Annotated in this window: 13 protein-coding genes; all 13 read right to left on the bottom strand. The window is 37.7% G+C overall.

Annotated features, from left to right (window positions below; all coding sequences use genetic code 11):
- Positions 1–319: 319 nt before the first annotated feature.
- Positions 320–856, bottom strand: a complete 537-nt coding sequence (gene spoVT, locus JUJ52_RS11520) for a stage V sporulation protein T (RefSeq protein ID WP_205389398.1) — start codon at positions 854–856, stop codon at positions 320–322.
- A gap of 136 nt (positions 857–992) precedes the next feature.
- On the bottom strand, positions 993–4,514 hold the full coding sequence (gene mfd, locus JUJ52_RS11515) for a transcription-repair coupling factor (RefSeq protein WP_026680181.1): 3,522 nt from the start codon (positions 4,512–4,514) through the stop codon (positions 993–995).
- Positions 4,515–4,794: 280 nt separating this feature from the next.
- On the bottom strand, positions 4,795–5,016 hold the full coding sequence (fin, locus tag JUJ52_RS11510; protein ID WP_308036030.1) for an anti-sigma-F factor Fin: 222 nt from the start codon (positions 5,014–5,016) through the stop codon (positions 4,795–4,797).
- A 133-nt stretch (positions 5,017–5,149) separates the two neighbouring features.
- Positions 5,150–5,710 (bottom strand): aminoacyl-tRNA hydrolase, encoded by a 561-nt coding sequence (gene pth / locus JUJ52_RS11505; protein WP_026680179.1) that lies wholly within the window; start codon positions 5,708–5,710, stop codon positions 5,150–5,152.
- Positions 5,711–5,862: 152 nt separating this feature from the next.
- The gene (locus JUJ52_RS11500; protein WP_121604275.1) at positions 5,863–6,501 is read right to left on the bottom strand and encodes a 50S ribosomal protein L25/general stress protein Ctc; all 639 of its coding nucleotides are present in this window, start codon (positions 6,499–6,501) and stop codon (positions 5,863–5,865) included.
- A 147-nt stretch (positions 6,502–6,648) separates the two neighbouring features.
- Positions 6,649–7,602 (bottom strand): ribose-phosphate diphosphokinase, encoded by a 954-nt coding sequence (locus tag JUJ52_RS11495; protein ID WP_026680177.1) that lies wholly within the window; start codon positions 7,600–7,602, stop codon positions 6,649–6,651.
- Positions 7,603–7,618: 16 nt separating this feature from the next.
- Complete coding sequence (glmU, locus tag JUJ52_RS11490; RefSeq protein ID WP_205389397.1) at positions 7,619–8,998, bottom strand: bifunctional UDP-N-acetylglucosamine diphosphorylase/glucosamine-1-phosphate N-acetyltransferase GlmU; 1,380 nt, start codon at positions 8,996–8,998, stop codon at positions 7,619–7,621.
- 544 nt (positions 8,999–9,542) lie between these two features.
- Positions 9,543–9,833 carry a septation regulator SpoVG gene (gene spoVG, locus JUJ52_RS11485; RefSeq protein ID WP_026680175.1) on the bottom strand — a complete coding sequence of 97 codons (291 nt, stop codon included), beginning with the start codon at positions 9,831–9,833 and terminating at the stop codon, positions 9,543–9,545.
- A 127-nt stretch (positions 9,834–9,960) separates the two neighbouring features.
- Complete coding sequence (gene purR / locus JUJ52_RS11480; RefSeq protein ID WP_166530493.1) at positions 9,961–10,788, bottom strand: pur operon repressor; 828 nt, start codon at positions 10,786–10,788, stop codon at positions 9,961–9,963.
- Between the two features lie 64 nt (positions 10,789–10,852).
- Positions 10,853–11,704, bottom strand: a complete 852-nt coding sequence (ispE, locus tag JUJ52_RS11475) for a 4-(cytidine 5'-diphospho)-2-C-methyl-D-erythritol kinase (RefSeq protein ID WP_026680173.1) — start codon at positions 11,702–11,704, stop codon at positions 10,853–10,855.
- Between the two features lie 108 nt (positions 11,705–11,812).
- Entirely contained in the window at positions 11,813–11,995 is a 183-nt protein-coding gene (locus JUJ52_RS11470) for a small, acid-soluble spore protein, alpha/beta type (protein WP_026680172.1), read from the bottom strand.
- 202 nt (positions 11,996–12,197) lie between these two features.
- Positions 12,198–12,464 carry a biofilm formation stimulator Veg gene (gene veg, locus JUJ52_RS11465; protein ID WP_026680171.1) on the bottom strand — a complete coding sequence of 89 codons (267 nt, stop codon included), beginning with the start codon at positions 12,462–12,464 and terminating at the stop codon, positions 12,198–12,200.
- 267 nt (positions 12,465–12,731) lie between these two features.
- Positions 12,732–13,601, bottom strand: coding sequence for a sporulation peptidase YabG (yabG, locus tag JUJ52_RS11460; RefSeq protein WP_026680170.1), 870 nt, complete (start codon positions 13,599–13,601; stop codon positions 12,732–12,734).
- Positions 13,602–13,850: the final 249 nt, after the last annotated feature.

Raw genomic sequence — 13,850 nt, 5'->3', positions numbered from 1 at the left:
CGCGAGCCGAAAATCCACTTTGCAACGTGTTCTTCTTTGCAAAGTTAGTTGAGGTCGTGCCCACGGAAAGCGAAGTAATTAGTCGGAGCATTGCCAATATACATCAAACATTTCAAAATAACTACTTCGCTTAACGCAGTCATTGCGCTGATTTTATACTTTCTTAACTTATAAAAAAAGCCATCTACCAAAGAATATACTTTGGCTAGATGGCTTGCTTTTTCAATCAAGAAATACGTTTCCCTACTAGATATAGGATCCAGCTATTTTAACAAGCTATTACAAAATATAGAATACGCTCCAAATCCTTTATGAAGTATTATTCCATTTGCTTAGCTAAGAAGCTTGCAGCTGTTTCTACAGCTTTTTGCTCAACCTTACTAAATGCATCCCCTTCTTTGGAAAACACCATTACACAGCCAATTGCGTCACCGTTGGCAATAATTGGACTAACACAATAAGAATTCAACTCTTGCTCATTACCATCTGTTACTTCTAGCTGCTTCGCTTCTTTTTCAAATACTTGCGTACGATTTTCAATGATCTTCGCTAACTGAGCACCAATGCTTTTGTTTAAATAATCTTTCTTTGACTCCCCCGCAACTGCAATGACTTCATCACGATCTGAAATAATTACGGGTGACTGAAGCGAATCAAACAAAGCTTCTGCATATTCTTTCGCAAAATGCCCTAACTCATTAATTGGAGAATATTTTTTAAGAATTACTTCTCCTTCTCTATCCACAAAAATTTCTAGTGGATCTCCTTCTCTAATTCGTAGCGTCCTTCTGATTTCTTTTGGAATTACTACTCTTCCTAAATCATCAATACGACGGACAATTCCTGTTGCTTTCATACTAAGTAGCCTCACTTTCTAATGATGATTACTGCTCGTTTTTACACTAGTAAATCTTATCTCTTCGTGTAAAAATCACCAGGTGTGTTTTTAGTATGATGCAAAGCAGGATATCTATACATGAAGTACCAAAATTTTACGCATCTCGATTCGCTTTAGTTAATTTACCTATAAAATCTTCAACAATCTCATATCGTTGGTGCTTGTTATCCCTTGTATATTTAAACACGATCTTCAATTTATTGTTTTCTGTTCCCAATTGAACACCACGGCCAAATGTATTAGCAATTTCAAATAATTTAGCACCATCAATTTGTTGACTTCGATTTTCATCAACGAGCATTTCAATTTTATTCCCTTTCTCACTAAGTGAAGCCACACGTTCTTTCTTTGCAACTATCTTCAGTACAGTTACTGTGAATAAATGCTCTACTTCTTCTGGATAATCGCCAAATCGATCTATCAATTCATCTCGTAAATCTTCTACGTCATTTGTAGAAGCAATAGACTGAAATTGTTTATATATTTCGATTTTTTGCTTCTCGTCCTTAATATACGTATCAGGAATATATGCATCAATGCTCAATGCCAACTCCGTGTCAAATGGTGTGATTTCTTCAATTTCTTTTCCTTCTTTACGCGCATCAATGGCGTCTTTTAACATTTGCGAATACATATCAAAGCCTACAGAATCAATAAATCCATGCTGTTGTGCACCAAGGAGATTACCCGCTCCACGGATAGATAAGTCCCGCATAGCAATTTTAAAACCTGACCCAAGTTCAGTAAACTCCTTAATCGCCTGTAATCGTTTCTCAGCAACCTCTGTTAATACCTTATCCTTCTTATACGTAAAGTACGCATAAGCAACTCGATTTGATCGTCCTACACGACCTCTTAGTTGATACAGTTGACTTAATCCCATACGATCGGCATCATTTACGATTAATGTATTTACATTCGGAATATCTACTCCCGTTTCGATAATGGTTGTACTTACAAGCACATCGTATTCACCTTCTAAGAAAGCGAAAATAATATTTTCCAGTTCCGATTCGTTCATCTGACCATGAGCTACAGCAATTCTTGCGTCAACAAGCATACCAAGGTCTCTTGCTACTTTGTCTATGTTCTCTACCCGGTTATACAAGAAGAAGACCTGACCACCACGGGCCATCTCTCGTTCAATTGCCTCACGCATAAAAATTGGATTATACTCCATTACATATGTCTGAATTGGGAAACGATTTTCTGGCGGGGTTTCGATTACCGATAAATCCCGTACCCCTAGCATCGACATATGCAATGTCCTAGGAATAGGTGTAGCCGTTAGTGTAAGCACATCCACATTTGTTTTTAATTGTTTAATTTTTTCCTTATGTTTAACACCAAATCGTTGTTCTTCATCAACAATCAACAGGCCTAAATCACTATATTGTACATCCTTAGATAAAACACGGTGTGTACCAATAACGATGTCCACGGTTCCTTTCCTTAATCCATCAATCGTTTCTTTTTGTTGCTTTCGTGTTCGAAACCTACTTAATAACCCTATCGTTATAGCATGATCCTGAAAACGCTCGCGAATTGTTTCAAAGTGCTGCTGGGCCAAAATCGTTGTTGGAACTAGAATAGCAACTTGTTTACCATCCGCGATCGCTTTAAAAGCTGCACGAATTGCTACTTCTGTTTTTCCATACCCTACATCACCACAAAGCAGTCGGTCCATTGGACGTTCTCTTTCCATATCTTGTTTAATCTCTTCAATACAACGAAGTTGATCTTCTGTTTCTTGATACGGAAAAGACGCTTCAAATTCACGCTGCATTTCAGTATCCTCAGAAAATGCGTAACCCTTCTTCGCTTCTCTTTCTGCATAAAGCTTAATAAGATCATCCGCAATGTCTTCAACAGAGGACTGTACTTTTCGCTTTACCTTTGTCCATTCACTGCCGCCTAGTTTATACAGCTTCGGCTCTTTTCCTTCTGAACCAACAAACTTTTGAACTTGATCAATTTGATCTATTGGCACAAAAAGCTTATCATCACCAGAATACTTGATAAGCATATAATCCTTATGAAGATCATTTACTTGCAACGTTTCAATGCCTAAATATTTCCCAATTCCATGGTTCGCATGAACAACATAATCGCCAACCTTTAACTCCTGATAATTCTTGATTCGTTCGGCATTCGAAATTTTTTGCTGTTTTCGAGCTCGCTTGGTACGCTTTTTAAATAATTCCTGTTCTGTAATAAGCACCAATTTATGCATCGGTAACTCAATACCACTCGTAATATTCCCTGTAGCTATTGTAGGTTTGTCTACAGGAAGCTGTAAATCACTGGCTAACCCCACATCGATATCATAATCCATGAAAATGGAATGAATTTTTTCTGCACGCTTAGAATCGGGAGCTAATACGACAACCGAATACTCACCTTTTTCCCAGCGCTTTAACTCATTTTTAAATAAATGCATTTGCCCATGAAATTCTTGCATAGGTCTTGAAGACAAATTAATAATATTTTGCGGTTGTGTGTTTGGAATATGGCGTAAAAATACGGACATATATAAACGTGGCTGCTTCATATTTGACCAAATCGTATGCCAATCGAATGAAAATATACTGTCCTTCACCATCTGATTGGACTCCAACAAACTACTGTACCAATCAGCCTCCTCCGAATCCAGGTGCACCGCTGTCTCCTGTATACGGCTCATCTCATCAAGTATGATTTGTCCATCACTCGGCATATAATCTAGTAAACTAGCAGGGTTTTTGTAAAGATAGCCGATGTATTTATACATTTCCGGAAAGTGCTCTAAGTTCTTTAAGCGCTCAATATCCCTCTCCATGACCTCTAATAGTTTTTCTTTTGACTCTTTAGATTTCAACGATTTCAACGTTTTGGAAAGCGCTTCCTCAAGACGCTCCCCTCCAGCATGGATATCAGATTGTGATAAAAGTAGCTCTGTTGCCGGTCCAATTATTATTTCCTGTAATTTATCCAGTGAACGTTGGGTATCTGCATCAAAATATCGAATAGAATCGATTTCTTCATCAAACAACTCAATTCGAATTGGATGTTGTTCGGTTATTGGGTAAATATCAATAATTCCACCACGCCTGCTAAATTCTCCAGGAGTTGTTACCATCGATACTCGTTCATAACCCATATCTACCATCGAATTAAGATATTGTTCTACATCAATATCCTCCCCAACTGTAAATGGCAGCTGATAATTACTCCAATATTCTGGCGGAGGTAGTATACGCTTCAAAGCAGCAACAGGAGCAATTAATATACCAGATTTCTTCTTCGTCCAAGCGGTTAAGGATTCAATTCTCTGACTACGTAATTCAGGACTTGCTATTGCAATCTCTGAAGCAATTAATTCATTCACCGGATAGAGATGCACATCATCATCTCCCATAAAAGCTGTGAGGTCATCATATAACTGTTGCGCTTGAACTAATTGATGTGTAACTAATAATACCGGTTTATGAATTGAAGTATGAATGATAGAAACCAATAGACTTCTCGCCGAGCCAGACAGACCGGCAACAAGTTGCTCTTCCATTCCACTAGAAATTCCATGTATAATCGATTTTATATCATCTTTTGATTGTAAATAATTTTGAATACCTTTCATTACTAAACCTCCACGTACATAGGGTGTGCTAAAAGCGCATTGGCTTACTTACCTTTAACCTATCCTAATATTCATTCTTACATGACATTCTACATCTTTCATAGCTGATAAAGTCAAAGTGAGTTATCCACGATAATATGGACAAATACACCCTATGGACCAAATCCTTTTCTATCATTCTCTTTCAAACTAAAAGAAACGATCAAAGCCTCAATAACTATATCTGTGAAAGAAGCGCAAAAATGCCTTGGTTATTACACCAAAGCCTTTGCTGGTTATATTACTGAATAAAAAAATCTAGCTCATGGTAATGTGGATGATGTCCTAAGGCATCTTCACAATTTTCACAAATAGCTTCAATCTGCACATCACCATTTGACTTATATGTGATCATCTCTTCTTTTTCCTTTGCTGTCAATTGATCCAAACCCAGCATAGATGTATCAACTACCTGCTGTTTCAGTCTTCCTATTTCCTGACCGCAGTGTTTGCAAGTATACACAATAGACAAACTGGGAACCTCCTCGAATAACTTTCAACTCATATTAAAAGTTTATCCGAAAAACGCTTATCTTATACAATAAATAAAAGCTCCCGTTGCTATATGAATGTATGTATCCTATCCTATGAAAGCATCATTGATTATATTCATTCATTACCTGCGAAAACGAGGCGCTTAGCCATGCTTCACATGCATCCGCGGCTCTTCCAATACTGTCAGATACAGCTTCTGATTCTCCCTTTGAAAAATTACTAAGAACATAATCTACAACTGAAACAGAAGACGTTGGCCTTCCTACACCTATTCTGATCCGTTTAAAATCTTTTGTACCTAAATGATCGATAATGGAACGAATACCATTATGTCCGCCATGTCCGCCTTTTTGACGTAACCGGATTTTCCCAACAGGTAAATCTAAATCATCATAGATAATTAATATATCTTCTAGTTTTATATCATAATAATCCATTAATGGTCTAACAGCATCGCCGGATAGGTTCATAAAGGTCTGTGGTTCTAGGAGCAATACCTTTTCTCCGTCCAAGTGAACAATCGTATAATCACCCTTATACTTGGACTTATTCAACTTCCATGAATGACGATGAAGTAATTCATCAATGACCATGAACCCAACATTATGCCTTGTACCATTATATTTCTTACCAGGGTTACCTAATCCAATTATACATTTCATTTGCTTCTTCCTTTATCAGAAAATCTTTCCTAGAAAGTATCATACAATACAACAAACCCTCCTGTACAGGAGGGAGTCACTCATTGTTATATAATTTACATGTTTATCCCATATGAACGGGAAGTAAAACCATCAATGATGGAATGGTTGCTTTATTCCTTTTTTGCATCTGCATCATCTTCAGCACCTACTAATTTAGGCTCAGCATTCTCATCTGGAGCCTCTTCCACATCTTCCAATGTGTCAGGAGCCAATACCGTTGCAATCGTAGTGTCACTATCTTCAAGTACTTCGTAATTTCCTTTAATCGTTATATCCGAGACAGATATGCTATCTCCAATCTTAAGGTCTGTAATATCCACGATAATTTCCTCTGGAATATTTCCAGGTTTTGCTCGAACTTGTAACTCATACATTGGCTGTTGAAGTACGCCACCATCTTTTGTCCCTTGAGCTTCACCTTCTAAACGAAGCGCAACCTCAACATCCATCTCTTCAGCCATATTAACGATATAAAAGTCTGCATGAATTAGCTCGTCCTTCAATGGATCAATTTGGTAATCGTGTAACATAACATCTACCGATTTATTGTTTTCCACATTTAGCGTAATAATAGCATTTTTCCCTTCATCTCGAACCGTCTTTATTAATTCAATGCTATCTACAGATATGGATTCCGAATCCTTTTCTTTTCCGTAGATAACAGCTGGTACTCTACCACTATTTCGTATTTCCTTTGTTGCCGATTTAGTAAGATCCTCTCGTAATGTTGCTTCTAATTTAACTGCCACGTACATCACCCTCCAAGTTATTAGAAAAATCCTAGGCTTTTAGTTATAAGCCCTTTCTTCTTTTCTACTTTGTCTGTGTAATTCATGCAGTTGTCTATAAAAAAACATTCATATAGAGAATACCCATTAAATGCAATATCTAAACATTTAATCGAATAAGATACTTACTGATTGCAATTCGTGGACACGAATAATTGCCTCGCCAATTAACGGCGCAACCGATAACTGAGTAATTTTATTAAGCTGCTTGTCCTCTGGTAAAGGAATCGAATTCGTAATAACAAGTTCCTTGATTTTAGAGTCATTAATACGTTCAATCGCTGGACCAGATAATACTGGATGTGTACAACACGCATATACCGCTTTAGCACCATTTTCTACCAATGCATTTGCAGCAAGTGTAATAGTTCCTGCTGTATCAATAATATCGTCTATTAGAATAGCTGTCTTGCCTTCAATATTACCAACGATATTCATAACCTCGGCAACGTTAGGGCGAGGTCTACGTTTATCAATAATACCTATTGGCGCTTTTAGTCGATCAGCCATTTTACGAGCACGTGTAACTCCACCGTGATCTGGAGACATAATAATAATATCTTCTAAGCTCTTCGCTTCAAAATAATCAGACAGAATAGGAACACCTTGTAGGTGATCTATAGGGATATCAAAAAATCCTTGGATTTGTGGAGCATGTAAATCCAATGTAATGACACGATCGGCACCAGACGTTTCTAATAGATTTGCAACAAGCTTAGCAGCAATCGGTTCACGAGAACGAGCCTTACGATCTTGTCTAGCATATCCATAATATGGCATTACAATATTTATGGATTTAGCAGACGCTCGCTTCAAAGCGTCAATCATAATTAATAACTCCATAATATGCTGATTTACCGGGGAACATGTAGATTGTACAACGTATACATCACAACCACGTACACTTTCTTCGATGTTGATCTGAATTTCACCATCACTAAAGCGAGATACAGTACATTTACCAAGCATTGTACCAATATGCTCCGCAATATCTTCAGCAAGTTTAGGATTAGAATTTAATGTGAACACTTTCAAAGATGTATCTTTGTAAGTAGATGCCATGAGTTAGAACCCTCCGTTAGTCTTTTTGTCTGTTTTTAATTTTTGACGCATATCCTTCTTTATTCGTTTGTCTAGCTCTAGCTACAGACAAAGAATCTTCCGGTACATCTTTAGTAATTGTTGAACCAGCCGCCACATAGGATCCTTTTCCGACAGTAACTGGAGCAATTAGATTAGAATTACATCCAATAAATGCATCATCTTCTATCGTCGTCAAATATTTATGCTTTCCATCATAGTTTACTGTTATTGTACCACAACCAATATTGACATTGCTGCCAACTTTTGCGTCACCAATATAGCTTAAATGTGATACTTTACTCTTCTCAGCTAAATCGGTCTTCTTAATCTCTACAAAATTTCCAACTTTTGCTTGATCACCTATGGAGCTTTCTGGACGAATATGTGCAAATGGCCCAATTTTGACATGATTACCAATCTTACTATCACTAGCAACACTTTGTTTAATAACAGTCCCATTCCCCACGTAACAATTCGTAACTTCTGAATGTGGTCCAATTTCTGCATTGCCTTTTATAACCGTATCACCCTTTAATATCGTTCCAGGATGGATGATGGTATCCGGCTCTATCTCTACATCTGGTTCAATATACGTATTATCCGGATCGATTATCGCTACGCCATTTCGTAAGTGCTTTTCATTAATGCGTTGTTTCATGGTTTTTTCTGCTTCTGCTAAGGCTATACGGTCATTTACTCCTAGTGTTTCCTCAAAACTAGCTGTCATAAATGCACTGACCTTATCACCCTGTTTTTGAAGGATTTCGATAACATCCGGTAAATAGTATTCACCTTGTGCGTTATCATTGGACACATTTTGCAGCGCCTGAAATAGTGCTTGATTATCAAAACAATATGTACCTGTATTAATTTCATCAACGAGTAGTTCTTTTTCGGTGGCATCTTTTTGTTCTACGATTCTTTCTACTTCATCAACCGCATTGCGAATAACTCTACCATAGCCATATGGATTTGGAGCTTTTGCGGTTAATACAGTTGCTTTAGCACCTGTCTGCTCATGATGGTCAAATAGTGCTTGATACGTTTCGCTCGTTATTAAAGGGGTATCTCCGCAAACTACTAGTGTTGTTCCTTCATTTTCTTTTAATAAATCCTCTGCTTGGAGCACTGCATGCCCCGTTCCTAATTGCTCTTCTTGAATAACAAATTTACTTTCGTCGCCAATTTGCTCTTTAACCATATCTGCACCAAAGCCTACTACTGTAACAATTTCATCTAGCTTCACTGTGTTTATCTGATCAATGACATGCTTTACCATTGGACGACCTGCTACGGGATGGAGTACTTTGTATAGCTTAGATTTCATTCTCGTACCCTGACCCGCTGCTAAAACAACAGCATATCGCTTCGTCATAAGGAAACCTCCATCAATTCGATTTATCCATAATGAATATTATCTTAAAACCCTTTTCATTTCAATAGATAAAGCGTATAAAACAAGGTCCTCGGTAATGTAAAACTTTCCATACTTACCGCCTTTATGCACGTCTCAAGAAAGATACAGAGCGATTCGATTCATTCTAATAAGCTTAAGTAGACAAAAGCACAAAAACGATTCGAGCGAAAAAGGAGGCTTTGCGCTAGTTAGCAAATAAAATTATATTTTTTTAGACACAAAAACATTACTAAATCGCTTGCAAAAGAACAAAAGTCGCAAGCCTCCGATTAGAAACGCAGCGACTGGAGCGAGTCAACGGAGATAAAGGAATCACGGTGAGTTTTCTTATCGTAGGGCGATTCGTGAAGTTGCCTAGTTTCTGGGCGCTGGAGCTGGACGCGGCTCAACACGTCCATATTTATCCACATGGGCTACTTTTAAAATTTTCTAGACTACAAAAAAAGAAGGCTAACCTGATGTAGATTAGACCTCTAGTTGCATCCCAAATATTGTGTGCATATTAGGAAGCTCCAGCTTCTTCATACTCCACTTCAGCTTCTCCTGCACGATGGTATTCTTCTAATACAGCATCTTGAATCTTAGCACGTGTCCCAGAATTTATAGGATGTGCAATGTCTCTAAACTCCCCATCCGGTGTTCGTTTGGATGGCATAGCAACGAATAGTCCATTATTCCCATCAATAACACGGATATCATGAACTACAAATTCTTGATCCAAAGTAATCGATGCAATCGCTCGCATTCTTCCTTCCGTATTAACGCGGCGCAATCTAACGTCAGTTACTTCCATGATGTATCACCACCTTTTCCCATTTGAATCTATATTATCTAGTTCAACAAAACTATTTAAAATCCTGCTAAATTATTAAAAAAAATAAAATATTTTCAAATGGATGGAAAAAACAGGTGTTTTTGCCTTACTTACGATCGCCTATTTCTACAAAATTACCAGGATGAACCTCAATGCTTTTAGCTTTAAGATCGACATTTGATATTTTAATTAAGGAAGTATAATTTTCTACAACCCTTTCTTCTTCTTCATCGTCCGCCTCAGCCAATACACCTATTGCCTTCACTTGAGCATTGAATTCTTCTAATAAGTTAATCATTCCAGTAATTGTTCCACCAGCCTTCATGAAATCATCAATAATGCAGACATTTGCACCTTCTTCCAAGCTCCGTTTTGGAAGAACCATTGTTTGAATCTTTCTTGAGGAGCCAGATACATAATTTATACTAACGGATGACCCTTCGGTTACTTTGGGGTCTCTTCGCACAATTACTACAGGGACGTCAAGAAAAGAAGCCACCGAGTAGGCTAAAGGAATACCTTTTGTAGCAACCGTGACAACAACATCAATTTCCATCTGCGAAAATGCAGAAGCAAAAACCCGACCTATTTCTCTTACTGTTTTCGGATTACCTAAGAGGTCACTCATGTAAAGGTAACCACCAGGCAAAATTCGTACCGGATCCGCTAACTGGTGACACATTTCATGAATGAATGCTTCACTCTTTTCATGTAAATACTCTGGGATATACTTCACACCACCACCAGCTCCGGTGGTCCGTTGCAAATAACCCAATCCTTCATTACGAAATACAGCATCAATAATATCCATATCTTCGCTTACTGAAGCCTTCGTTGTTTCTAACCTATTTACGAAATAAGGTAACTGTTTATGCAATCTTGGATTCTCAAGAAAATAATTAGTCAACGCGACTAAACGATTACTTCTTTTCATAACTACACCTCAAAACCGAATATTTCCCTTTAATATACCATTATCATATGTGTTTTATCAATATTTAACCTAAAAGACGTACAAAATATACTTCATCACAAAATCCGCGCATACCGTTATAAATTCTTTTTGCCTTGCTTTCTTGCTCAACTAGACCATATACAGTAGGCCCACTTCCGCTCATTAATACACCTGAGGCTCCTGCTTGTCTCATTGCATCTTTGATCCGTTGCACTTCAGGGTATAATTGTACAGTAATTGCTTCTAAATTATTTCCTGTACTTCTGCAAAGCAGCTCAAAATCATTTGCTCTTAACGCTTGGATCACTCCTTGTGTTTGCTGATGAGCAAGTTCATCCACGATAATTCGCTGAAAAATGGTTCTAGATGACACACCTATGTCTGGCTTGGCTAAAATGACCCAGCATGGCGGAGGCGCTGGTAGGGCATTAATCACTTCTCCTCGCCCACTAGCTAGCGCGGTCTTACCATAGACACAGAATGGTACATCTGTTCCAAGTGTCGCGCCTAAATTTGCTAGTTCATCCATCGGTATATGTAGTGACCAAAGCCTGTTTAAACCTCTTAGAACAGCTGCAGCATCTGTGCTCCCTCCTCCTAATCCTGCTGAAACGGGTATGCTTTTCTCAATTTTGATATGAACCCCTCTACGAATTCCGTATTTCCGCTTAATTGCATCTGCAGCTTTATACGCTAAGTTCCGTTCATCGCTTGGCACAAATCTACTTTCCAACGAGATCTCTATTCTGTCCTGATTCAATTCAAATAATTCGATACGGTCAGACAAGTCTATTGACGTCATAATCATTTCAACGTTGTGATAACCATCATCTCTCTTACTTAACACATCAAGCGATAAGTTAATCTTCGCAGGGGCTTTCTCATAAAGCACCATCACCCGTCACCCTTCTTGTAGATAGATATTAAAATTGTAACATATTACATAATTGGAGGCGACTACAAGCAGGTACAAGTCCCGCCAAAACACAAAAAGGCAAACCCTTTAGGATCTGCCTTTTTGTTGCATGTTTGCTTCAGCAATTTCAATGGCTCGCTTAACCATATTACCAGCATCTCTAGCCTTGATACCGCCCCAACCTTCCTGCTGCACCGTGTCGTAAAATCCTAACTCTTTGGCGATTTCTTCTTTCAAATGGTCTGACATTATTCCACGTCGATTAGCCATGAAAGAACAACTCCCTTCGTATGATGAGTCTTACCTTACGACATTTATAGTTTGTAGCAGATTCGTTGTTTAATTCGCGTTATATGTATACAAAAAAGGAAAAATTTAAATGGAAAGTCAAACTACCTTCGTATAAGTAGTTCATCAAAATTACAGATAATTCAGTTATAAATCTATAAAATAAAAGCAGTAAACCTAAGGGCTACTGCTCAAGCACGGAAGCAATGGTACGTTCGTCTGTAAAACTAAGTTCCACTGTTTCTGTTAAAACGTCTGCATAGCTGTATGAAACACGTTCGAATGCATTTTCTTCTTGGTCAAGCTCAACAATAAACACAGAAGGATACGTTTCTGCTAATATTCCCGACCGCTCAATTGTTTTCCTTCTGCCGCCGTTCGCTCTAAGCTTTAACCGTTTACCAACATGACCTTCAAGACCTTGCTTTATTTCGATTAATGTTTTCGCCACTATACTCCACCTCACTGGATTTAGCATACCATAAACTTGTACAATAGTCAAATAAAACTATTTATTATAACAAGATATCAATTTTAATGTCAACAATTTATTTTGTCTATTTCGCTTATTATTTGGCATATGTTAAGTTTTTATGTATATTTTTTTAAATTAATTGGAACTTTGCTATTTACATGTGTATATTCCATGAAAAAATTACTCGTTCATTTACCAACTTGTACCATTTTTATCCAGCAACCTTACCTGAAGGCAAGTTGCTCATTCGTTTGATTCATCTTCTAAATAGGGTAACCCTGTTCTTAATAATCCTCTCGTTTCTATCCCACCCATTCCTTTATCACCTGTAAGTGTATTTCTTAGTGCTTCCCATACACTAACCTTTTCCATGAATGGTGTATAAGCAATCTTTGCTGCAATATAAACAGGATCTAACGCATGTATATTAATTCGTAGCGGAGAACTTGCGAAATTAGCACCTGCTCGAATTAGTGATTCAAAATGTGATTGGCAAGCACCTGCAAAGATAACTAGCTGATCCACATTAGGGTTAATCTTTCGTGCTTCTCGTACTGTTTCCACAAAAAACTTAGAATGTCTATATGCACGTATGTCATTTTTTCTGCCCTTGTTCTTAGAAAACGCATCATGTCCTGTAATGACGATAATGTCAGGCTGTATCTTCTCCACCAATTCACCTATTTGTATCGGCATTTCCCTTTCATGTAAATGCACTCCATGTACTTGTAATCCGATTCGTTGATATAATTCAATGCATTTCTTTAAATACATTTGATCGCCGTCTAGATGCAGAACTTTGGCTGGTAATTGAAAAAAAATCGGTTCATGCTGATAGCCTTCGGTTGCGTGATATTCACGTTTCTCTTTCATCAATTGATAGTCCTGCCGAAATAAACGGAAGGAAAATTCCTCTTTTTCCTTTCCTTTTTGTCTACGCTTCTCTAATTCTCTTTCTTGTATCTTCTTTAAATCAGATATAGGCGCATCTGCTTTCAGGCGGATATCTTCACCATATAAATCAGCACTATTTTTTTTCACACTAGCAACCCGAAACAACAAATCATGATTGTAAGATTTTCTTGTAACCAGATCACCCTTCGAATAGTTCATAACTGACACCTCACAGCCTTCCAAAACATTCTGATATAGCGTATGAGTCCATCATAAAATCTGTGCGTTTATTACAGATCACCTATATAATTACTTTTAACTACCTTGGACAGCAAAATGAGAATAAAACATAAAGTAAGTTACTTATAGAAAAAAGCTGAACGATTATTCGAAGCGTTTCAGCTCGCATTCGAATCCGTTCAGCTTTTGTGGGTCAAAACGTTTGTTGCGTTTCAATTTAACCTCATA

The sequence above is a fragment of the Virgibacillus sp. AGTR genome, assembly GCF_016919725.2.
Lineage (GTDB): Bacteria > Bacillota > Bacilli > Bacillales > Amphibacillaceae > Virgibacillus > Virgibacillus salarius.
The sequence above is the reverse complement of the archived record's forward strand: the minus strand, read 5'-3'. Positions and strand labels throughout refer to the sequence as shown.